Below are 20,348 nucleotides of genomic sequence, written 5' to 3' on the forward strand. Positions count from 1 at the left end.
GGCGGCGCGCTCCCGCAAACCGTCCACCGCGAGGCCAGAACCATGACCGAAGAAGAAGCGCTGCACCCCGACGCCATCCCCTTCACTCCGCGCACCGCCTTCAACCGGCGCGAATTCGTGGTCGGGTCGCTGGCCGCCGGCTTCGCGCTGGCGGTACTGCCCGATGCCTCGGCCGAACCGATCGTCACCGATGCCGACGGCCTGGTCGCCGGCGAGGTGCGCATCCCGGTCGAGGGCGGCGAGGTAGCGGCCTACCGCGCCATGCCGGCCGGCAAGGGCCCGTTCCCGATCGTGCTGGTGGTGCAGGAGATCTTCGGCGTGCACGAGCACATCCGCGACGTCTGCCGCCGGCTGGCCAAGCAGGGCTACCTGGCGGTGGCGACCGAGCTGTACGCGCGCCAGGGCGACGTGTCCAAGCTGGCCGAGATCAAGGACATCATGGAGAAGGTGGTCTCCAAGGTGCCCGACGCCCAGGTGCTCGACGACCTCGACCGCACCGCCGCCTGGGCCGGCGCCCACGGCGGCGACAGCGACCGGCTGGCGATCACCGGCTTCTGCTGGGGCGGCCGCATCACCTGGCTCTACAGCGCCCACAACCCGCGCGTGAAGGCCGGCGTGGCCTGGTACGGCCGGCTGGTCGGCCAGCCGAGCGCGACCACGCCGCGCCACCCGATCGACGTGGTCGACCAGTTGAAGGCGCCGGTGCTCGGCCTCTACGGCGACGCCGACAACGGCATCCCGAACGACACGGTGGAGAAGATGCGCAGCGCGCTGAAGGCGGCCGGGAAGCCGAGCGAGATCGTGCTGTTCCACGGCGTCGGCCACGCCTTCAACGCCGACTACCGGCCGAGCTACCGGCGCGACGCCGCGCTGGACGGCTGGCAGCGGATGCTGGCGTGGTTCCGCCGCAACGGGGTCTGACGCGCGCCCTCGCAAACGCGGCATCGAACGAAGAAGGCCCGGCATCCGCCGGGCCTTTTCTCATTGCATCGCAGCCATCGCACCGCGACCGTTCAGCCGCCGGCCCCCGGCTGCGCCGCCCCGCCCACGCCCTCGGCGGCCAGCAGGTCGAGCAGCCCTTCGGCGATATCGGCCACGCCGGCCTCGGCCAGGTTGACCAGCAGCACCACGCTGAGACTGCCGTCGCGGCGGCGCGAAAGATAGCTCTCGAAGCCCTGCCAGGCGCCGTCGTGCCACACGCGCGGATGGCCGCCGCGGCTGTCCAGCTCCCAGCCCAGGCCGTATTCGCTGAGACGGCCGTCGGCCAGCCGCATCGGCTGCCACAGCTGCGCCAGGCTGTCCGGCCGCAGCGGCCAGCCCTTGCCGAGCGCGGCATCCCAGGCGATCCAGTCGGCCAGGCCCAGGTAGAGCGAGCCGTCGGCGGTGCGGTTGAGGCTGGGCGACACCCATTCCTGGTTCTTCAGCCGGCCGCCGTCCAGGCGATAACCGGCCGCGCGGCCCGGCACGATGTCGGCTTCGTCGATCACCCGGGCGGTGGCCATGCCGAGCGGGCCGAACAGCCGCTCCTGCAGCAGGTCGCCGTAGAAGCGGCCGCTCGCCTTGCCGACCAGCATGCCCAGCAGCACGTAGCCGGGATTGCTGTAGCGGTAGCGCGCACCGGGCGCGGCGTCGAGCGGCATGGCCAGGATGCGGCGGGTCAGCTCGGCATCGGCGTAGTCGCGCCGCAGGTCGAAACCGGCCGGCCAATCGTCGGGCAGGCCGGCGGTATGGCTCAGCAGGTGGCGCACGGTCACGCGGCGCCAGGCCGGCGGCGCGGCCGGGAAGAAGCGCCGCACCGGGTCGTCCAGCCCGAGCTTGCCGTCCTGCACCAGCAGCATGACGGCGGCGGCGGTGAACTGCTTGCCGACCGAACCGGACTGGAACACGGTGTCGACGCCGACCGGCACCCGGTGCTCGACGTTTGCCAGGCCATAGCCCTTGACCAGCATCGGCCGGCCATGCGCGATCACGGCCAGCGCGGCACCGGGGATACGGCGCTGCTGCAGTTGCGCGTCCATGTAGGCATCGATGCGGGCGGCCGGCAGTTCGCCGGCCAGCGGGGAGAACGACAGGACCGCGCCGGCGAGCAGGGCCAGGCAACGGGACAGGAGGAGGCGCATGGAAGGAATCCGTGGAGGCATGCGCAGCCAGCCACCGGGCCGGCCGTCGCGGAGCGCGCACGGTACGCGCCGCCTCCCGCGCCGGCAAGCCCGGCCGGGCCGCCGGCGATGCGCCGGCCGAAGCATGTCCGGACCGGCCTTATCCAGCGACCATCGCGGCCGCCGGCAGGTTCATGGGCGTGCAGCGATCAGATGCGCGCAGCGCCGGCCATGCTGCGGCCACCGGCCAGCACGGCCCGTGCGGCCAGGCCGGCGACCATGCTGTCGGCGTTCACCGCGGTGCGCGCGTCGGCCAGCGCGCAATCGCCGACGCGGCGCAGCTGCTCGCCGCGGAAGCGGGCTGCCTGGGCGCGGAAAGCGGCGGCCTGGCGGCGATAGTGGGCCAGCATGTCGCGCGCTTCCTGCGGCAGCATCAGCCGGGCCGGCTGGTCGGCCAGCGCGGCGGCCAGCTTGTCGATCGCGGCGGCCTGCGCTTCGTAGCCGTCGGCGCGCATCTCCATCGTCTGGTTGTACCAGAGGTTGGGCACCAGCACGGTTTCCAGGGTATCGAGGTAACGGTATTTCAGCTGTCCGCAACGGGACGGATCGGCGCCTTCCGGCAGCAGCTCGTGTGGACGACTGCGATCCAGGGTGGGCCGAAATAACGGGGTGTCCATCTAATGCTCTCCATTGATTGAAACTCGCTCGGACGCGAGCGACATAGACGCAAAACGCGCGAGACGGGGCGTAGTTGACCGCGTGCTACATGAACGAATGCTGAAGCAGCTTGTCGGGAATCGGCGACAAGCGATTTGCGCTCGCCGGGCGCGGCTCTCAGAATGCCGCCAGAACCGCCTCGAACCGCCTTTCCAGGGAATCCCCGCCATGACCGAGCCCGCGCTGGCGCTGCTCAATCTCCGCAAGACCTTCGGCGACCGCGCCGCCGTCGACGACCTGTCGCTGACCATCGCCGCCGGCCGTTTCTACGCGCTGCTGGGCCACAACGGCGCCGGCAAGACCACCACCCTGCGCATGATCGCCGGCCTGACCCGGCCCGATTTCGGCAACGTGCGCATCTTCGGCCGCGACCTGGCCATCGAGCCCGAGGAGGCCAAGCGGCCGCTGGCCTACCTGCCCGACGAGCCGCTGCTGTACGGCAAGCTCCGGCCGCTCGAATACCTCGAATACGTGGCCGGCCTGTGGGGCATCGACGCGCGCACGGCCGAGACGCGCGCGCGTGAGCTGCTCGAATGGACCGGTCTGTGGAAGCATCGCGGCGAATACGCCGAGGGCTTCTCGCGCGGCATGCAGCAGAAGCTGTCGCTGTGCGGCGCGCTGATCCACGAGCCGCGCCTCCTGCTGCTCGACGAGCCGCTGACCGGCCTCGACGTGCAGGCCGCGCGCGAGGTGAAGGACCTGCTGCAGGCGCGCGTGCGCGCCGGCTGCACCGTGGTGCTGACCACCCACATCCTGGAGGTGGCCGAGAAGCTGGCCGAGGAGATCGGCGTGATCCGCGCCGGCCGGCTGGTGGCCGAAGGCACGCTCGAGCAACTGCGTGCCCGCGTCGGCCGCGGCGACGCCAGCCTCGAGGACGTGTTCCTGTCGCTGACCGCCGAGACCGCCGCATGAAGCCCGGCTCGCTGCCCTGGCTGCTGCGGTGGGAGCTGAAGCTCAACTGGCGCGAGCTGCGCGGCGGCCAGAACATCGCCATGCCGCGCTGGCTCGGCATCGGCCTGAGCGGGCTGATGCTGCTGTTGCTGCATGCGCTGCCGGCGCTGCTGTTCTGGCTCGATCGCGCCAAGCCGGCCAACCCGGCCAAGTTCGAGCAGGCGCTGCTGCCGCTGCTCGGCGGCCTCTTGCTGGTCATGCTGCTGGCCGCCGCCATCATGGCCATGCAGCGCGCGGTGTCGGTGCTGTACGAGCGGCACGACATCGACCTGCTGCTGTCGGCGCCGATCGATACCGCCTGGCTGCTGGCCAGCCGCGCGCTCGGGCTGGCGCTGTCGTCGGCCGCGCTGGTCGGCTTGATCGCACTGCCGTTCGCCCACGTCGGCTGGCTGTTCGGCCACTGGAACACGCTGCTGCTCTATCCGCTCACGCTGTCGGTCGGCCTCCTGGCCACCGCGCCGGCGCTGTGGCTGGTGTTCGTGCTGGTGCGCCTGCTCGGCCCGCGCCGCGCGCGCAGCGTGGGCCAGTGGCTGATGATGGGCATCGGCCTGACGGTGATGGTCGCCAGCCAGCTGCTGGGCCGGCTGGACTCGCATCTGCCGGCCGGCGCCAGCTTCATGGAACGCGCCGGCGGCGTGCTGCGCTGGCTCGGCCGCGCGGTGGCCGGCGAGCCGCTGCCGGTGCTGGCCATCTGCGCCGTCGCGCTGCTGCTGTTCGGCCTGACCGTGTGGGCCGGCCGCCGCCGCTTCGTCGAGATCAGCCAGGCCGACGCGACCCGCCAGGCGGCGCGCGGCCGCCCGGCCGGCGAGATCCGCTTCGGCCGCTCGCTCGGCTGGCTGATCGTGCGCAAGGAATGGCGGCTGATCCTGCGCCAGCCGAGCGTGGTCAGCATGCTGGCGATGCCGGCCATCCTGCTGGCCGCCATGGTGTTCGGCCAGGTCGGCGGCCGCGGCGGCGACGGCGTGCAATCGCTGCACCTGTTCATGCTCGGCATGCTGTACGCCAGCACCGCCTCCAATCTGTGCTGGCTGGCCATGTCGCTCGACGAGGCGGCGCCGCTGCTGTACGGCGCGCCGGTCGAGGTCGAGCGCATCCGCCGCTGGCAGGTGGCGGCGGTGCTGTTCCCGCTGCTGCTGACCCTGCCGCTGCCGCTCGGCGTGATCGCGGCGCATGCGCCGCTGCAGGCGGCGATCCTGGCGCCGCTGGTGGTCATGGCCACGCTGGCCGGCGCGCTGGTGGCGCGCTGGCGTTTCCGCCCGGTTGCGCGCAGCCTGATGAAAAAGGCCTTCGGCCGCACCACCCGCGAGACCGTGCTCGACGCCGTCCACACGGCGCTGTGGGGCGGCGCGGCGATGGCGGCCGGCGGCAGCGGCTTCGGCTACCTGTGCCTGCCGCTGGCCCTGCTCTTCCCTTTCCTGGTCTGGATGAAGACCGAAGAACGCGAGTACCTGTATGACTGAGCCGACCTTCTTCTGGCACGACTACGAGACCTTCGGCGCGGTGCCGCGGCGCGACCGGCCGGCCCAGTTCGCCGGCCTGCGCACCGACCTGGAGCTCAATCCGATCGGCGAGCCGGTGTCGTTCCACTGCAAGCCGAGCGACGACTTCCTGCCCGATCCGGTGTCGGTGCTGATCACCGGCATCACGCCGCAGCGCGCGGACGAGCTCGGCGTCGGCGAAGCCGAGTTCGTCGGCCGCATCCACGCCGAACTGGCCGCGCCGGGCACCTGCGGCGTCGGCTACAACACGCTGCGCTTCGACGACGAGCTGACCCGCCACCTGTTCTGGCGCAACCTGTACGACCCGTATGCGCGCGAATGGCAGCACGGCGGCTCGCGCTGGGACCTGCTCGACTGCGTGCGCGCCACCTACGCCTTCCGGCCCGACGGCATCGCCTGGCCGCGGCGCGCCGACAGCGAGCTGCCCTCGTTCAAGCTGGAGCACCTGACCGCCGCCAACGGCCTCGCCCACGCCGCCGCGCACGACGCGCTGAGCGACGTGCAGGCCACGGTCGAATTCGCCCGCCTGCTGCGCCGGCTGCAGCCGCGGCTGTTCGACTTCTGCTTCCGCCTGCGCAAGAAGGACGCGGTGGCGGCCGAGATCGGCGCGCTCGACGGCCATGCCTTCCTGCACGTGTCCGGCATGTACCCGGCCGCGCAAGGCTGCCTGGCGCCGGTCGCCGCGATCGGCTGGCACCCGGTCAACAAGAACGAGCTGGCGGTGTGGGACCTGCAATACGACCCGGCCGAGCTGTTCGAGCTCGACGCCGAGCGGATCCGCGCGCGGCTGTTCGTGCGCAGCGAAGCGCTGGCCGAGGGCGAGACACGGCTGCCGATCAAGACCATCCACCTGAACAAGTCGCCGGTGGTGGTCTCCAACCTGCGCACCTTGAGCGAGCCGCGCGCCGCCGAGCTGCAGCTCGACATGGCGCAGGCGCAGCGCCACTCGGCGCGGCTGGCCGAGCTGCTGGCGCGGCACGGCAAGACGCTGGCCGCCACGCTGCGCGAGGTCTACCGCCGCGACGAGGCGGCCGCCGTGCCGCGCGATGTCGACGAGGCGCTCTACGACGGCTTCGTCGGCGACGCCGACCGCCGCCGGCTCGACCGCCTGCGCGCCGCCACGCCGCTCGAGCTGGCCCGCAGCGCCTCCGCCTTCGACGATGGCCGGCTGGCCGAACTGCTGTTCCGCTACCGCGCCCGCAACTGGCCCGACAGCCTCGATGCGAACGAACGGGCGCGCTGGCAGGCCCACCGCGCCGAACGGCTGATCGACGGCGGCTACGGCGGCTACGGCGGCCTGTCGCTGGCCGCGCTGCGCGAGCAGCTGACGCTGCTGCGCGCCGAACGCGCCGACGACGCGGCCGCGCTGGCGCTGCTCGATGAGGTCGAGGCCTTCGCCGCGGCGCAGACGGCCGGGCTGGGTTAGGGTGGACACGTATTGGTGCCCATGCGGAAAGGTCGCCTGAATCAAGGGCGCGGGACTGGAAACGACCGCGTGGGCAGCGAGCTGCCCACCCTACGTGCCGCTTTTCACCTCATGGTGAAAGCAATCCGTCCGATCGCATGCAACACGCAGGAGCGGCTACAGCCGCGAATGGCCATAGTGGACACGGACACGATTCGCGGCTGAAGCCGCTCCTACCGCCCTCCAATTCGCAAGGAGAACGCGACCATGACCCTCCGCATCGTCCGCCTCGGCAGCCCGCGCGCCGCCGGCGAAGGCCTGCGCATCGGCACCGTGCGGCGGCCGCCGCGCGGCGTGCCCAAGGCCGAATTCGCCAGTCGCGACTACTACGACACCTGGCTGCCCAACCTGGCGCCGAGCCTCGAATTGATGAAGTTCGCCAAGGCCGCCGAGGACGAACGCGACTGGGCCGAATTCGTGCGCAAGTTCCAGGCCGAGATGAAGCAGCCCGAGGCCGCCCACCTGCTCGACCTGCTGGCGGCGCTGTCACACACGAGCGATTTCGCCATCGGCTGCTATTGCGAGGACGAGGCGCGCTGCCACCGCTCGGTGCTGCGGCAGTTGCTGGCCGAGCGCGACGCGAGGCTGGCCGACTGAACGCCGTGGAACCGACCCCGCACTGCAGGGTGGGCACGCCCTTGTGCCCACGCGGTGGCGATCGGATGAACGCAGAAAACGTGTCCGCGCCATATCCAACGCGTGGGCACGAAAGACGTGCCCACCCTACGTAACCGACCCGCCGCGCCTGCCAAGCCGCCGAGGCCGGGCCGCGCTTGCGATTACAATCGCGCCATTCCCATCCAAGCCGCGCCGCGGCCATCGTCCCCATGCACACCATCCTGCTCACCGGCGTGAACGGCCAGGTCGGCCACGAACTCAAGCGCAGCCTGCAAGGCCTCGGCACCATCCACGCGCCGGACCGCGCCGGCCTCGACCTCGCCGATCCCGATGCGTTGCGCGCCGCAGTACGCGCGCTCAAGCCCACCCTGATCGTCAACCCGGCCGCCTATACCGCGGTCGACAAGGCCGAGAGCGAAGCCGACGCCGCCCACGCGATCAACGCCTCCGCACCGGCCGTGCTGGCCGAGGAAGCGCGCCGGCTTGGCATCCCGCTGATCCACTACTCGACCGACTACGTCTATTCGGGCGAAGGCACGGCGGCCTGGCGCGAGGACGACCCGGTCGCGCCGCCCAACGTCTACGGCGCCAGCAAGCTGGCCGGCGAGGAGGCGATCCGCGCCAGCGGCTGCGACCACCTGATCCTGCGCACCAGCTGGGTCTACGGCGCACGCGGCAAGAACTTCCTCTTGACCATGCTCAAGCTCGGCCGCGAGCGCGAGGCGCTGAACGTGGTGGCCGACCAGGTCGGCGCGCCGACCTGGTGCCGCAGCATCGCCGATCTGACCGCTCACATCGTCGCCGGCCGGCCGGACTGGGCCGGCGTCAGCGGCGTCTATCACCTGGTGAACGGTGGCGAGACCAGCTGGCACGGCTTCGCCGCCGCGATCTTCGCACTGGCCGCGGCACGCGGCGACAAGGTGCCGGCCACGCTCGGCGCGATCGCCACCGAGGCCTACCCGACGCCGGCACGGCGGCCGAAGAACTCGCGGCTGCAATTGGACAAGCTGCGCGACACCTTCGGCCTGGTGCCGCCGAGCTGGCAGGATGCGTTGGGGATGTGTTTCGAGGACGTACGCTGAGACTGGATGCCGCAGCGGCAAGCCGGCGCTAGTAGCCGGCTTCGCGCTGATGGCGTACCGCCAGGATCAGCGCGGTTTTGCCGTCGTAGCGGTACAGCGCGATGTAGCCGCTGTCGCCGAAGTCGATCAGCCACTCGCGGTATTCGGGTTCCATCTCCTCGGCCGGGCGGCCGACGCCGGGCTGCGAGGCGAGCAGTTTGACGCCGTCGCGGATCGCCTTGACGGCGCGGCGGGCCGCATCGGCATTGTTCGCCGCCAGGAAACGATAAAGGCGCTGCACATCGTGCAGCGCCTGCGGCGACCAGATCAGCCGTGGCATTCAGGCGGCTCGACGTCGCGGCCGGCTTCCAGCTCGGCGAGCCAGGCATCGGCCTCGTCGGCGGTGGCATGCAGCCCGTTGGCGTGGTACGCGTTCCAGGCCATGATGCCGTCCTGCCGCAACGCTTCGCGCTTCTCCTCGCGCTCGACGTACTGGCTGATCGCCTCGCGCATGATCCAGTGCGGCGTGCGGTCGCGCGCAGCCGCCAGACGCTTGATGCGCTCCCGGGTCTCGGGATCGATCTTGATCGCCACCGGATGAGTCATCGCAATCTCCGACTGGGTATTAAAGAGTATTACCTGCAGGTAATACCTTGCCACGCCAGGCAGTGCGCAGCAAGTTGGACGACCCGCAGACTAGACAAACGAAGGGCCGCCCCACGGCGGCCCCTCGTTCCGGCCCTTCCGCGCTCAGGCGGTGGCCGCTCCCCCGTCGGCGGGTGCCGCAGGTGTGGTGAACTTGGCCAGGAAGGCGTCGATGCCCTGCTGGACCAGCTCGTAGGTCTTGTCGATATTGCCGGCGATGTCGCCTTCGAGCACCTTGAGGCCGCTGAGGATGTCGCGCGCCTCGCCGAAGCCCTTGTCGACGCCGCCGCGGATCAGCTCGGCGAAGCGCTTGGCCTGCTCGGCCGGCTCGAGATCGGGATGCTGGGCCGCGTAGGCGTCGAACATGCCGGTCGACAACGCGACGATGCGCCCGGCGGTGCCGGCCGGCGAGTTGTCCTGGCTCGCCGCGGCCTGGATCGCGTCGGGGCCGAACTCCGGCCCGAGCGCTTCGTTGAGCTTGTCGATCGCGTTGCGGAACAGCAGTTGCTGCGAATCGCTGCCGGCGCTGATCGAGACGTCCAGCGAGGCCTGCAGGATCTGCACGTTGAGCTGCTTGCGGCTCGACTCGACGCGCGAGCCGGATTCGGCGGCAGGACGAGTGGCGGCGGCGGCCTGGGCGGCGTTGCCGCCGGAGATCGGGGTGGTCATGGGCGTGCTCCCGGCAAGTGGGCGGCCTGGGACAGGCCGGCGGATAACCGTGTTATCGGCCCGGCGGCGGCGCGCTCCAGTTTTTCTCAGGGTCTTCCGATGTACGGCCGGTGCGGGCACGGTCGGTTCCCCCGGCGCGGGCAGGCGAAAAAAACGGCGCGATCGACGCGCCGTTTTCCTTTGCGCCGCGGCCGCGGCTACCAGACGCCCAGATAGGCCAGCATGCCCTCGGCCGCCTGGCGGCCTTCGAACACCGCGCGCACCACCAGGTCGGCGCCGCGCACCTGGTCGCCGCCGGCGAACACCTTGGGATTGCTGGTCTGGTGCTTGAAGTCCTGCCGCTCCGGCGCCAGCGTGCGGCCGCGCTCGTCGGTGCGGATCGCGTTGGCCTCGAACCACGCTTCGGGCCGGACCTGGAAGCCGAAGGCGACGATCACGTGATCGCACTCGATCGTCTCCTCCGAGCCCTCGACCACCACCGGCGCACGGCGGCCCTTGGCGTCGGGCTCGCCGAGCCGGGTGGTGACCAGCTTGACGCCGAGCTTGCCGCCGGCCAGCGACGCGATGCCGACCGGCTGGCGGTTCCACAGGAACTCGACGCCCTCCTCCTTGGCATTGGCCACCTCGCGCTTGGAGCCCGGCATATTGGCCTCGTCGCGGCGGTAGGCGCAGATCACCTTGTCGGCGCCCTGGCGGATGCTGGTGCGGTTGCAGTCCATCGCGGTATCGCCGCCGCCGAGCACCACCACCCGCTTGCCGGCCATGCTCTGGTGCGGCTCGCCCTCAGGCAGGGTTTCCATGCGGTGGCGGATGTTGTTGACCAGGAAGGGCAGCGCCTCGATCACGCCGGGCAGGTCCTCGCCGGGGAAGCCGCCCTTGAGGTACTGGTAGGCGCCCATGCCCATGAACACCGCGTCGTAGTCGGCCAGCAGCGACTCGAACTCGACGTCGCGGCCGATCTCGGTATTGAGGCGGAACTCGACGCCCATTTCCTCGAGGATGCTGCGGCGGCGCCGCACGATGTCCTTCTCGAGCTTGAACTCGGGGATGCCGAAGGTCAGCAGGCCGCCGATCTCCTCGTAGCGGTCGAACACCACCGGCTTGACGCCGTTACGCACCAGCACGTCGGCACAGGCGAGGCCGGCCGGGCCGGCGCCGATCACGGCGACCTTCTTGTCGGTCTTCACCACGTTCGACATATCGGGCCGCCAGCCCTGCTTGTAGGCCTCGTCGGTGATGTACTTCTCGACCGAGCCGATGGTGACCGCGCCGAAGCCGCCCTGGTTCAGCGTGCAGGCGCCTTCGCACAGCCGGTCCTGCGGGCAGACGCGGCCGCAGATCTCGGGCAGCGAGTTGGTCTTGTGGCTCAGCTCGGCCGCCTCGAACAACTTGCCTTCCTGCACCAGCTTGAGCCAGTTCGGGATGTAGTTGTGGACCGGGCATTCCCATTCGCAATAGGGATTGCCGCAACTGAGGCAGCGGCCGGCCTGGTCGGCCGCGTCGCTCTTGGCGAGCGGCGCGTAGATCTCGATGAAGCGGCTACGGCGGAACTCCGACTCGAACTTCTGGCCGGGATCGCGCGGCAGGTTCAGGAACTTGAATACGTCGCCCATGCTGGGCTCCTTGCGAGGTGTTAGGCGTGAGGGGTGAGGGGTAAAACCCCGCGCCGCTCACGCTTCAGCTTGATCTCTCATCGGCGTGGGATCGAAGAGCGGGTTTTCCACCTCACTCCTCACCCCTCACGCCTCACTAGTCCTTCAGCAGGCTATCGAGCTTCGCCGCCTTCGGCTTCACCAGCCAGAAGTAATCGACGTAGTCGTCGAAGTCTTCCAGGATCTGGCTGCCGATCACCGAGCCGGTGAGCGCCACGTGCTGCTCGATCTTGTCCTTCAGGAAGGCGCGGTACTGGCCCACGGCTTCGCTGTTGATCAGGTGGATGTCGATCAGCTCGTTGTTGTAGCGGTAGGCGAATTTCTCGTCGCGGTCGTAGACGAAGGCGAAGCCGCCGGTCATGCCGGCGCCGAAGTTGAGGCCGGTCTGGCCCAGCACGATCACGCAGCCGCCGGTCATGTACTCGCAGCCGTGGTCGCCCACCCCCTCGACCACCGCGGTGGCACCCGAATTGCGCACCGCGAAGCGCTCGCCGGCCAGGCCCGCGGCGAACAGCTCGCCGCCGGTGGCGCCGTAGAGGCAGGTGTTGCCGATGATGGTGCCCTCGTGCGGCTGGTACATCACGCCCTTGGGCGGATACACCACCAGGCGGCCGCCGTTCATGCCCTTGCCGACGTAGTCGTTGGCGTCGCCTTCGAGCGTCAGGTTCAGGCCCTTGGCGTTCCACACGCCGAAGCTCTGGCCGGCCGAACCCTTGAGGCGGACGTCCAGCGTGCCGGCCGGCAGGCCGTCGGCGCCGTGGGCGCGGGCGATCTCGCCCGACAGCCGCGCGCCGATCGAACGGTTGATGTTGCGCACCGCGTATTCGAGCGTGATCGGCGTGCGCGCGGCGATCGCCGCGGCGGCGTCCTTGACCATCTTCTCGGCCAGCTCGCCCTTGTCGAAGCTCGGGTTGCCCTCGCTCACGCAGAAGCGCGGCTCGTCCTCGGGGATGCCGCCCTGGCTCAGCAGCACGCCGAGGTCGAGCTGGCCCTGGCGGCCGGTCTCGCCCTGCAACAGTTCGAGCAGGTCGGTGCGGCCGATCAGCTCGGCCATCGAGCGCACGCCGAGCTTGGCCATCCACTCGCGCGTCTCGCGGGCGATGAAGGTGAAGTAGTTCACCACCATCTCGGGCAGGCCGGTGAAGTACTTCGAGCGCAGCTTGATCTCCTGCGTGGCCACGCCGGTCGCGCAGTTGTTCAGGTGGCAGATGCGCAGGAACTTGCAGCCCAGCGCCACCATCGGGCCGGTGCCGAAGCCGAAGCTCTCGGCGCCCATGATGGCGGCCTTGATCACATCCAGGCCGGTCTTGAGGCCGCCGTCGGTCTGCACCCGCACCCGGCCGCGCAGGCCGTTGGCGCGCAGCACCTGCTGCGCCTCGGTCAGGCCCAGCTCCCACGGCGAGCCGGCGTACTTCACGCTGGTCAGCGGCGAGGCGCCGGTGCCGCCGTCGTAGCCGGAGATGGTGATCAGGTCGGCATAGGCCTTGGCCACGCCAGCCGCCACCGTGCCCACGCCCGGCTCGGCCACCAGCTTGACCGACACCAGCGCCTGCGGGTTGACCTGCTTGAGGTCGAAGATCAGCTGGGCCAGATCCTCGATCGAGTAGATGTCGTGGTGCGGCGGCGGCGAGATCAGGCTGATGCCTTCCTTGGCATGGCGCAGCCGCGCGATCAGGCCGCTGACCTTGTCGCCGGGCAGCTGGCCGCCCTCGCCGGGCTTGGCGCCCTGCGCCACCTTGATCTGCAGCACCTCGGCGTTGACCAGGTAGTGCGGCGTCACGCCGAAGCGGCCGGAGGCGACCTGCTTGATCTTGGACATCCGCACCGTGCCGTAGCGCGCCGGGTCCTCGCCGCCTTCGCCCGAGTTGGAGCGGCCGCCCAGGCGGTTCATGCCCTCGGCCAGCGCCTCGTGCGCCTCGGGGCTCAACGCGCCGAGCGACATGCCGGCCGAGTCGAAGCGCTTGAGCACCGCGTCGAGCGGCTCGACCTCGTCGAGCGGAATGCCCTGGCCTTCGCCGATCTTCACCCGCATCAGGTCGCGCAGCATGGCCACCGGCCGGCTGTTCACCAGGTCGGCGTACTTGCAGTACTCGGCGTAATCGCCGTTCTGCACCGCCTTCTGCAGCTGCATCACCACGTCGGGGTTGTAGGCGTGGTACTCCTCGCCGAACACGTACTTGAGCAGGCCGCCCTGCGAGATCGGCCGCATCGGGTTGAAGGCGAACTTGGCCAGCGCCTTCATGTCGGCTTCGAAATCGGCGAAGTTGGCGCCGCCGATCCGGCTCACCGTGAACGGCATGCAGGTCTCGACCACCTCGTCAGCGATGCCGACCGCCTCGAACAACTGGGCGCCGCGGTAGGACGCCACGGTCGAGATGCCCATCTTCGACAGCACCTTGAGCAGGCCCTTGTTGATGCCCTTGCGGTACTTGCTCATCGCTTCCGACGGCTTCTCGTCGACCATGCCGGCCGCGATCAGGTCGGAGATCACCTCGTAGGCGAGGTAGGGATGCACGGCGGTGGCGCCGTAGCCGATCAGGCAGGCGAAGTGGTGCGGATCGCGCGCGGTGGCGGTGTCGACCAGCAGGTTGGTCTTGCAGCGCAGGCCGGCGTTGACCAGCGCGGTATGCACCGCGCCGGTGGCGAACAGCGCATGGATCGGCAGCCGGTCGCGCGCGATGTTGCGGTCGCTCAGCACGGCGATCGAGACGCCGGCCTTCGAGGCCTCGACCACCGCGGCGCACAGCGCGGCCAGCGCGGCCTTGAGGTCGGTCGCGGCCGGGTCGTAGCTGATGTCGAAAGTCTGCGACCTGAACTGCGCGTCTTCCTGGGTGGTCAGGATCTGGAACTTCGAATAGCTCAGCACCGGGCTGCGCACCTCGATGCGCTTGGCGTGGTCGGCGGTCTCTTCGAAGATGTTCTTCTCCGAGCCGAACACGGTGTTGAGCGACATCACCACCGCCTCGCGGATCGGATCGATCGGCGGGTTGGTCACCTGGGCGAACTGCTGGCGCAGGAAGTCGTAGGGCGAACGCACCTTGCGGCTGAGCACTGCCATCGGCGTGTCGTCGCCCATCGAGCCGACCGCTTCCTGGCCGTCCTCGGCCAGCACGCGGATCACCGCGTCGCGCTCTTCGAAGCTGACCTGGAAGTGCTTCTGGTAGATCGCCAGCTGTTCCTTGCTGAGCTCGGGCCGGCCGCTGTCCTCGTCCATCGACAGCTCGAGGTGGGTGGCGTACTGCTTGATCCAGCGCCGGTACGGGTGGGCCGACTTGAGCTTGATGTCGATCTCGTGCGGCAGCAGCAGCTGGCCCGACTGCAGGTCGACCGCCAGGATCTGGCCGGGCCGCACGCGGCCCTTCTTCACCACGTCCTCGGGCTTGTAGTTCCACACGCCGATCTCGGACGAGATGGTCAGGTGGCGGTCGCGCGTCAGCACGTAGCGGGCCGGGCGCAGGCCGTTGCGGTCGAGCATGCAGCCGGCGTAGCGGCCGTTGGTCAGCACGATGCCGGCCGGGCCGTCCCACGGCTCCATGTGCATCGAGTTGTATTCGTAGAAGGCGCGCAGCTCCTTGTCGGTGCTGTCGACGTTCTGCCAGGCCGGCGGCACCAGCAGGCGCAGCGCGCGGAAGAAGTCGATGCCGCCCATCAGGAGGCCTTCGAGCATGTTGTCGAGGCTCATCGAATCGGAGCCGTCGCACTGCACGATCGGGCGGATCGCGTCCATGTCGGGGATCAGCGGCGAGGCCATGATCGCCTCGCGCGCCCGCGCCCAGGAGCGGTTGCCCGAGATGGTGTTGATCTCGCCGTTGTGGGCGACGTAGCGGAACGGCTGCGCCAGCTTCCACTGCGGCCAGGTATTGGTGCTGAAGCGCTGGTGGAACACCGCCAGCGAGGCGGCGAAGCGCTCGTCCTGCAGGTCGGGGTAGAACACCGGCAGGTTTTCCGGCGTCACCAGGCCCTTGTAGGAGATCGTATGGGCCGACAGCGTCGGCAGGTAGAAGCTGGCGTCGCCGGCATTGGCCTTCTCGGCCAGCCGGCGGCCGATGTAGAGGCGGCGCTCGAAGCTGGCCGCGTCCATGTTCGGCGGGCAGTTGACGAAGACCTGCGCGATCGCCGGCAGCGTCTTCAGCGCGTATTCGCCGCAGGCGCGGGTATCGGTCGGCACGGTGCGGAAACCGGCGACTTCGAGGCCCTGCTCTTCCAGCTGGGCCTTCAGGACGGCCAGCGACTGCTTGCCCAGCTCGAGGTCGGCGCTGTGGAACACCAGGCCGGCGGCGTAGTGCTGGCGCAGCTCCAGGCCTTTTTCCTTGGCGACGGTGCGCAGGAAGCTGTCCGGCTTGCGGAACAGGAGGCCGCAGCCGTCGCCCGACTTGCCGTCGGCGGCGACCGCGCCGCGGTGGGTCAGGTTGGCCAGCGAGGAGATGGCGGTCGAGACGAGCCAGTGCGACGGCTTGTCGTCCATGTTCGCGATCAGCCCGAAGCCGCAGGAATCCTGCTCGAAGCTCGGGCGGTAGAGCGTGCCTTCGAGGCGGCGCTGTCTGTCATCCATTGCGATTACCCGTGTACGTGCGAGACGGCGTTCGGCGTGTAGGCCGCTTGTGGCGGCGGCATGTCGACGCGGCCCCTTTTTCTGGGGAGAGTGGCGCTCGGTTCCGGCCGGCGTGGGGACACGCGGGGCGTTGCAGCCGGCCTGGCGAGGGTCGCTCGTGCGGGGCGGCGTGTATCGCGCGGGTGTCGCGACACGGGAAGGCAACTGCGGGAGGGATGGCGGAAACAGCCGTCCAAGCGCTTCGAAAACAAAGCCTGCTGACCCTCAGGGGCGGTTTGCGCACACCCTCGGGTTTTCAGCAGGCTTGATCGATTCTAGCGGAGCGAAGCGTCGCGACGCAATCGTTTTGTGCGGCGCAAGAACCATTAAAAATCAATGACTTGATCACTTATGACTGTCAAAGATTTTCAACAGGGTGACAGATTATTACGGAATCGCGACGTGGCCGACTACATACGGCACAGCGGCCGGCCGGGCGACGGCAAGCGACGACGCGAACCATCGGGCATCCCAACCGGCCGCGGCTTTTGGCAGGAGCGGCTTCAGCCGCGATCGGCGGCGGCAGCGCCGGACCCATTCGCGGCTGAAGCCGCTCCTGCAAGGTGCATCACGCATCCACCGGCTGCGGACGAACATCGCCGGCCAGCACGTGCGACGAAGGCCCGTCTCCTAGGCGCCGAAGCTCAGCGCCAGCCCGATCGGCACGAAGACCAGGCTGGCGATATTGCCCAGCAGCACGATCGACGCCACCTTGTCGGGCTCCTGGCCGTGGCGCTCGGCGATCAGGAAGTTGAGCACCGCCGGCGGCAGGCTGGCGTAGACGAACAGCTGCGCCCGCTCGTTCGGCGCCAGCGGCAGCACCGCGACCGCGACGAAGGCCAGCGCGATGCCGGCCAACGGGCACAGCAGCGCGCCGGCCACGCCGATGCGCCAGCCGGCCAGGTTGACGTCGAGCATGCGCGCGCCGAGCGAGAACAGCATCAGCGGGATCGCCGCGTCGCCGAGCAGCTTGAGCGGCAGCGCCAGCCACTCGGGCAGCGCGACGCCGGCCAGGTTGCAGCCGATGCCGGCCAGCGAGGCGACGATCATCGGGCTCTTCAGCACGCCCAGCAGCGAGGCCGAGTGATTGACCAGCCGGGCACCGAGCGTGAAGTGCAGCAGGTTGGTCGCCACGAACAGCGCCACCGCCGGCGGCAGCGCGGCCGGGCCGAAGGCCAGCACCGCCAGCGGCAGGCCCATGTTGCCGGTATTGCCGAACATCACCGGCGGCACGAAGGTGCGCGTATCCCAGCCGCGCCAGCGCGCCACCGCCCAGCCGATCAGGCCCGAGCCGAGGATCACCGCCACGGCGCCGGCGATCAGCCAGCGGTTGGCCAGCAGGTCGAAGCCGCGCGCGGTCAGCGCCGAGAACACCAAGAGCGGCGACAGCAGGTCGACCGTCAGCGTGTTCATCGCGGCGAGGTCGGGCCGGTGGCGGCGCGCGTACAGGTAGCCGATCAGCACGATCAGCAGCACCGGCGTGACGATGGCGAGGATGCGCAGCAGCATGGGGCGGGTCCGGCTATCGGGCGGCCTGGCCGAGCCAGTCGCGGCCGACCAGGAAGTCGCTCAGCAGCGCGGCCTCGGCGCTGCCGGGCTCGGGCCGGTAGTCGTAGCGCCAGTTCACGATCGGCGGCAGCGACATCAGGATCGATTCGGTGCGGCCGCCCGACTGCAGGCCGAACAGCGTGCCGCGGTCCCACACCAGGTTGAATTCGACGTAGCGGCCGCGGCGGTAGGCCTGCCAGTCGCGCTGCGCCTCGCCGTAGGCCATGCCGCGGCGACGCTCGACGATGGGCAGGTAGGCCGGCAGGAAGGCGTCGCCGACCGCGCGGACCATGGCGAAGCTGTCCTCGGCGCCGAGCTCGCAGAAGTCGTCGAAGAAGATGCCGCCGACGCCGCGCGGCTCGTTGCGGTGCTTGAGGAAGAAATACTCGTCGCACCAGCGCTTGAAGCGCGGGTACTTGTCGGCGCCGGCCGGCGCCAGCGCGTCGCTGCAGGCGCGATGGAAATGCACCGCGTCGTCCTCGAAGCCGTAGTACGGCGTCAGGTCCATCCCGCCGCCGAACCACACCACGTCGTCACTGCCGCTTCGCGGCACCTCCCCTGCGGACTCACCCCTTCCCCGGCCCTCTTCCCCGGTTGGGGAAGAGGGGGCCTCCCCTGCAGGCAAGGGGCGCGTGCCGGCTTCGCCAATATTCGATGCTGCATCGGGCCGGACAAAGGCACGGAACATCCGCACGTTCATGTGCACCGTCGGCACGTAGGGATTGCGCGGGTGGAACACCAGCGACACGCCCATCGCCTCCCAGGCGCGGCCGGCCAGCTCGGGCCGGTGGGCGCTGGCCGAAGGCGGCAGCTGGTCGCCCATCACGTGGCTGAAGCCGACGCCGCCGCGCTCGAGCAGCTCGCCGCCTTCGATGATGCGGGTGATGCCGCCGCCGCCGGCCGGCCGCTGCCATTCGTCGCGGCGGAACCGGCCGCCGTCGGCGGCCTCGAGGGCGGCCACGATGCGGGCCTGCAGGTCGAGGAAATAGGCTTTGATCGGTTCGGTATGCATGGACTGGACGCAGGAAATGGACGGGCAGGTCGAGGCGGCGATTGAAAATGCCGGCGGCATCATGGATAAAGCATTACGCCATCCGACCGGGTGGTTCGACCAAGGGGAGTGTCATGTCGAATCTGATTCAACTGGCGATCATTGTCGCCGTCATCGCCGGCTTGTGGAAAGTGTTCGAGAAGGCCGGCAAGCCCGGCTGGGCGGCGCTGATCCCGATCTACAACCTGATCGTGCTGCTGCAGATCGCCGGCAAGCCGATCTGGTGGATCGTGCTGTGCCTGATCCCGCTGGTGAACATCGTGATCGCCTTCATCGTCGGCATCGAGATCGCCAAGCGCTTCGGCCAGAGTGCGCTGTTCGGCGTCGGCCTGACGCTGCTGGGCTTCATCTTCTACCCGATCCTGGGCTTCGGCGACGCGCGCTACCAGGGCACGGCCGGCGAATAAGCCGCAAAGCCCCGACGCGAACAGGCCCGGGCGACGCCGCCCGGGCCTTGTCGTATCGCGGGTCAGCCGGCCGGCAGGCGACGGCCCGGATGGCGGTAGCGCACGTCGGCGCAGCCTTCCTCGTTGCCGCGGCCATCGGTCCACTCGACCGCGGCGAAGCCCTGCCGTTCGTAGAAACGCCGCGCCGGCCCGTTACCGGCGAAGCACCACAGCTGGCGCGGCCGGCCGTCGGCCAGCGCGCAATCCAGCAGCGCAGCGCCGATGCCCTGGCCGCGCGCGGCGGGCGCGAGGTAGAGGTGGTCGATCCAGCCGGCGTCGAAGGCGACGAAGCCCAGCAGCACGCCGGCCGCGTCGCGCGCCAGCCGGAACTGGTGGCTGGCGGCCAGCCCGGCGAAGAAGGCCGCCGTGTCGTCGAGGCCGTGCAGCACCGGCAACCAGGGCATGGCCGCGCGGCGGCTGGCGTCGAACAGCGCGGCGATCTCGCCGAACGCCCATCCGTCGCCGGTCTCGAGCGGCCGCGGCGTGCAGCCGGCCTCAGCCAAGATCCACTTCGAGGTTGTCGATCAGCCGCGGCTTGCCCAGCCGCGCCGCGGCCAGCACCACCATGCGGCGATCGCCGGCGCGCGCATGCTCGAGCCGGTCCTGGTCGCGGATCTCGACGTAGTCGACGCGCCAGCCATGGTTCTCCAGGTCGGCCCGCGCGGTCTCGGTCAGCTTGACGAAATCGGTCTCGCCGCCTTCGAGCGCGGCCTTGATCGCGTTCAGGTTGCGGTACAGCCGCGGCGCCTCGGCGCGCTCCTCCGCCGTCAGGTAGCCGTTGCGCGAGGACAGCGCCAGGCCGTCGTCGGCACGGCCGGTGTCGACCGGCACGATCTCGATCGGCATGTCGAGGTCAGCCACCATGCCCTCGATCACCTTGAGCTGCTGGTAGTCCTTCTTGCCGAACATCGCCGCATCGGGCTGGACGATGTTGAACAGCTTGGTCACCACCGTGGCCACGCCGCGGAAGTGGCCGGGCCGGAACTGGCCGCACAGCTCGTTCTGGATCGCCGGCGGCTCGACCTTGTACTGCTGCTCGACGCGCGGGTAGAGCTGGTCGACGGTCGGGTGGAACAGCGCGTCGACGCCGGCGGCGACCAGCTTGTCGCAATCGGCCTCGAAGGTGCGCGGATAGGTATTGAAATCCTCGCCCTGGCCGAACTGCAGCGGGTTGACGAAGATCGACACCACCACCTTGCCGCCGCGCGCCTTGGCGGCGCGGCACAGCGAGATATGGCCCTCGTGCAGGTTGCCCATGGTCGGGACGAAGGCGACGAAGCCGGCCGTCTTGCGCCAGGCGCGCAGCTCGGCGACGGTATTGAAGATGTGCATGGCG

At 69.8% G+C, this 20,348-nt stretch carries 18 protein-coding genes; 7 read left to right on the forward strand and 11 right to left on the reverse strand.

Annotated features, from left to right (window positions below; genetic code table 11):
- Positions 1-42 precede the first annotated feature (42 nt).
- Positions 43-921, forward strand: a complete 879-nt coding sequence (locus H9L41_RS20360; protein ID WP_051318720.1) for a dienelactone hydrolase family protein — start codon at positions 43-45, stop codon at positions 919-921.
- Positions 922-1,013: 92 nt separating this feature from the next.
- Here the strand turns inward: H9L41_RS20360 and H9L41_RS20365 are convergent, their stop codons facing one another.
- Together H9L41_RS20365 and H9L41_RS20370 are read right to left on the reverse strand one after the other, a co-directional pair.
- Positions 1,014-2,120: a serine hydrolase domain-containing protein gene (locus H9L41_RS20365; RefSeq protein ID WP_051318719.1), complete on the reverse strand. Its 1,107-nt coding sequence runs from the start codon at positions 2,118-2,120 to the stop codon at positions 1,014-1,016.
- Positions 2,121-2,308: 188 nt separating this feature from the next.
- Complete coding sequence (locus H9L41_RS20370) at positions 2,309-2,776, reverse strand: hypothetical protein (RefSeq protein ID WP_157461863.1); 468 nt, start codon at positions 2,774-2,776, stop codon at positions 2,309-2,311.
- 208 nt (positions 2,777-2,984) lie between these two features.
- On the opposite strand from H9L41_RS20370, the gene H9L41_RS20375 reads away from it, so the two are divergent.
- The 5 genes from H9L41_RS20375 (at position 2,985) to rfbD (ending at position 8,431) form a co-directional block, all read left to right on the forward strand.
- Positions 2,985-3,728, forward strand: coding sequence for an ABC transporter ATP-binding protein (locus H9L41_RS20375; protein WP_028444857.1), 744 nt, complete (start codon positions 2,985-2,987; stop codon positions 3,726-3,728).
- A complete protein-coding gene (locus H9L41_RS20380) occupies positions 3,725-5,227 on the forward strand; it encodes a hypothetical protein (RefSeq protein ID WP_028444856.1) in 1,503 nt (500 codons plus the stop codon). The genes H9L41_RS20375 and H9L41_RS20380 overlap by 4 nt, the downstream gene beginning before the upstream one ends.
- On the forward strand, positions 5,220-6,692 hold the full coding sequence (gene sbcB / locus H9L41_RS20385) for an exodeoxyribonuclease I (protein WP_028444855.1): 1,473 nt from the start codon (positions 5,220-5,222) through the stop codon (positions 6,690-6,692). The genes H9L41_RS20380 and sbcB overlap by 8 nt, the downstream gene beginning before the upstream one ends.
- A 246-nt stretch (positions 6,693-6,938) precedes the next feature.
- Positions 6,939-7,328 carry a DUF488 domain-containing protein gene (locus H9L41_RS20390; protein ID WP_028444854.1) on the forward strand — a complete coding sequence of 130 codons (390 nt, stop codon included), beginning with the start codon at positions 6,939-6,941 and terminating at the stop codon, positions 7,326-7,328.
- A 230-nt stretch (positions 7,329-7,558) separates the two neighbouring features.
- Positions 7,559-8,431: a dTDP-4-dehydrorhamnose reductase gene (rfbD, locus tag H9L41_RS20395; protein WP_034606071.1), complete on the forward strand. Its 873-nt coding sequence runs from the start codon at positions 7,559-7,561 to the stop codon at positions 8,429-8,431.
- 28 nt (positions 8,432-8,459) lie between these two features.
- Here the strand turns inward: rfbD and H9L41_RS20400 are convergent, their stop codons facing one another.
- The 7 genes from H9L41_RS20400 to hemF all read right to left on the reverse strand — a co-directional run bounded on the left by H9L41_RS20400 (position 8,460) and on the right by hemF (position 18,527).
- On the reverse strand, positions 8,460-8,750 hold the full coding sequence (locus H9L41_RS20400; protein ID WP_028444852.1) for a type II toxin-antitoxin system RelE/ParE family toxin: 291 nt from the start codon (positions 8,748-8,750) through the stop codon (positions 8,460-8,462).
- Positions 8,738-9,004 (reverse strand): CopG family ribbon-helix-helix protein, encoded by a 267-nt coding sequence (locus H9L41_RS20405; RefSeq protein WP_265583858.1) that lies wholly within the window; start codon positions 9,002-9,004, stop codon positions 8,738-8,740. Before H9L41_RS20405 ends, H9L41_RS20400 begins: the two co-directional genes overlap by 13 nt.
- 156 nt (positions 9,005-9,160) lie before the next feature.
- Complete coding sequence (locus H9L41_RS20410; RefSeq protein ID WP_034606069.1) at positions 9,161-9,724, reverse strand: DUF5610 domain-containing protein; 564 nt, start codon at positions 9,722-9,724, stop codon at positions 9,161-9,163.
- 197 nt (positions 9,725-9,921) lie between these two features.
- On the reverse strand, positions 9,922-11,337 hold the full coding sequence (locus tag H9L41_RS20415; protein WP_028444850.1) for a glutamate synthase small subunit GltD family protein: 1,416 nt from the start codon (positions 11,335-11,337) through the stop codon (positions 9,922-9,924).
- 136 nt (positions 11,338-11,473) lie between these two features.
- Positions 11,474-15,928: a glutamate synthase large subunit gene (gltB, locus tag H9L41_RS20420; protein ID WP_028444849.1), complete on the reverse strand. Its 4,455-nt coding sequence runs from the start codon at positions 15,926-15,928 to the stop codon at positions 11,474-11,476.
- A 669-nt stretch (positions 15,929-16,597) separates the two neighbouring features.
- Positions 16,598-17,476: an AEC family transporter gene (locus H9L41_RS20425; RefSeq protein ID WP_028444848.1), complete on the reverse strand. Its 879-nt coding sequence runs from the start codon at positions 17,474-17,476 to the stop codon at positions 16,598-16,600.
- Between the two features lie 13 nt (positions 17,477-17,489).
- Entirely contained in the window at positions 17,490-18,527 is a 1,038-nt protein-coding gene (hemF, locus tag H9L41_RS20430; protein WP_028444847.1) for an oxygen-dependent coproporphyrinogen-III oxidase, read from the reverse strand.
- 113 nt (positions 18,528-18,640) lie between these two features.
- Here hemF and H9L41_RS20435 point away from each other — a divergent pair, with 113 nt between their 5' ends.
- Positions 18,641-18,973, forward strand: coding sequence for a DUF5684 domain-containing protein (locus H9L41_RS20435; protein ID WP_028444846.1), 333 nt, complete (start codon positions 18,641-18,643; stop codon positions 18,971-18,973).
- Positions 18,974-19,035: 62 nt separating this feature from the next.
- Here H9L41_RS20435 and H9L41_RS20440 read toward each other — a convergent pair whose 3' ends face one another.
- Both H9L41_RS20440 and panC read right to left on the reverse strand, forming a co-directional pair.
- Complete coding sequence (locus H9L41_RS20440; RefSeq protein WP_051318718.1) at positions 19,036-19,515, reverse strand: GNAT family N-acetyltransferase; 480 nt, start codon at positions 19,513-19,515, stop codon at positions 19,036-19,038.
- Complete coding sequence (panC, locus tag H9L41_RS20445) at positions 19,508-20,344, reverse strand: pantoate--beta-alanine ligase (protein ID WP_028444845.1); 837 nt, start codon at positions 20,342-20,344, stop codon at positions 19,508-19,510. Before panC ends, H9L41_RS20440 begins: the two co-directional genes overlap by 8 nt.
- Between the last annotated feature and the right edge of the window lie 4 nt (positions 20,345-20,348).

Source organism: Chitinimonas koreensis (assembly GCF_014353015.1).
Lineage (GTDB): Bacteria > Pseudomonadota > Gammaproteobacteria > Burkholderiales > Chitinimonadaceae > Chitinimonas > Chitinimonas koreensis.

Bases quoted from the DNA above. Each gene is read 5' to 3' on its own strand.
- H9L41_RS20425 (WP_028444848.1), bottom strand. From the start codon at position 17,476: ATGCTGCTGCGCATCCTCGCCATCGTCACGCCGGTGCTGCTGATCGTG.
- H9L41_RS20390 (WP_028444854.1), top strand. From the start codon at position 6,939: ATGACCCTCCGCATCGTCCGCCTCGGCAGCCCGCGCGCCGCCGGCGAA.
- H9L41_RS20380 (WP_028444856.1), top strand. From the start codon at position 3,725: ATGAAGCCCGGCTCGCTGCCCTGGCTGCTGCGGTGGGAGCTGAAGCTC.
- H9L41_RS20360 (WP_051318720.1), top strand. From the start codon at position 43: ATGACCGAAGAAGAAGCGCTGCACCCCGACGCCATCCCCTTCACTCCG.
- hemF (WP_028444847.1), bottom strand. From the start codon at position 18,527: ATGCATACCGAACCGATCAAAGCCTATTTCCTCGACCTGCAGGCCCGC.
- H9L41_RS20365 (WP_051318719.1), bottom strand. From the start codon at position 2,120: ATGCGCCTCCTCCTGTCCCGTTGCCTGGCCCTGCTCGCCGGCGCGGTC.
- rfbD (WP_034606071.1), top strand. From the start codon at position 7,559: ATGCACACCATCCTGCTCACCGGCGTGAACGGCCAGGTCGGCCACGAA.
- H9L41_RS20410 (WP_034606069.1), bottom strand. From the start codon at position 9,724: ATGACCACCCCGATCTCCGGCGGCAACGCCGCCCAGGCCGCCGCCGCC.
- H9L41_RS20435 (WP_028444846.1), top strand. From the start codon at position 18,641: ATGTCGAATCTGATTCAACTGGCGATCATTGTCGCCGTCATCGCCGGC.
- H9L41_RS20375 (WP_028444857.1), top strand. From the start codon at position 2,985: ATGACCGAGCCCGCGCTGGCGCTGCTCAATCTCCGCAAGACCTTCGGC.
- sbcB (WP_028444855.1), top strand. From the start codon at position 5,220: ATGACTGAGCCGACCTTCTTCTGGCACGACTACGAGACCTTCGGCGCG.
- panC (WP_028444845.1), bottom strand. From the start codon at position 20,344: ATGCACATCTTCAATACCGTCGCCGAGCTGCGCGCCTGGCGCAAGACG.
- H9L41_RS20400 (WP_028444852.1), bottom strand. From the start codon at position 8,750: ATGCCACGGCTGATCTGGTCGCCGCAGGCGCTGCACGATGTGCAGCGC.
- H9L41_RS20370 (WP_157461863.1), bottom strand. From the start codon at position 2,776: ATGGACACCCCGTTATTTCGGCCCACCCTGGATCGCAGTCGTCCACAC.
- gltB (WP_028444849.1), bottom strand. From the start codon at position 15,928: ATGGATGACAGACAGCGCCGCCTCGAAGGCACGCTCTACCGCCCGAGC.
- H9L41_RS20415 (WP_028444850.1), bottom strand. From the start codon at position 11,337: ATGGGCGACGTATTCAAGTTCCTGAACCTGCCGCGCGATCCCGGCCAG.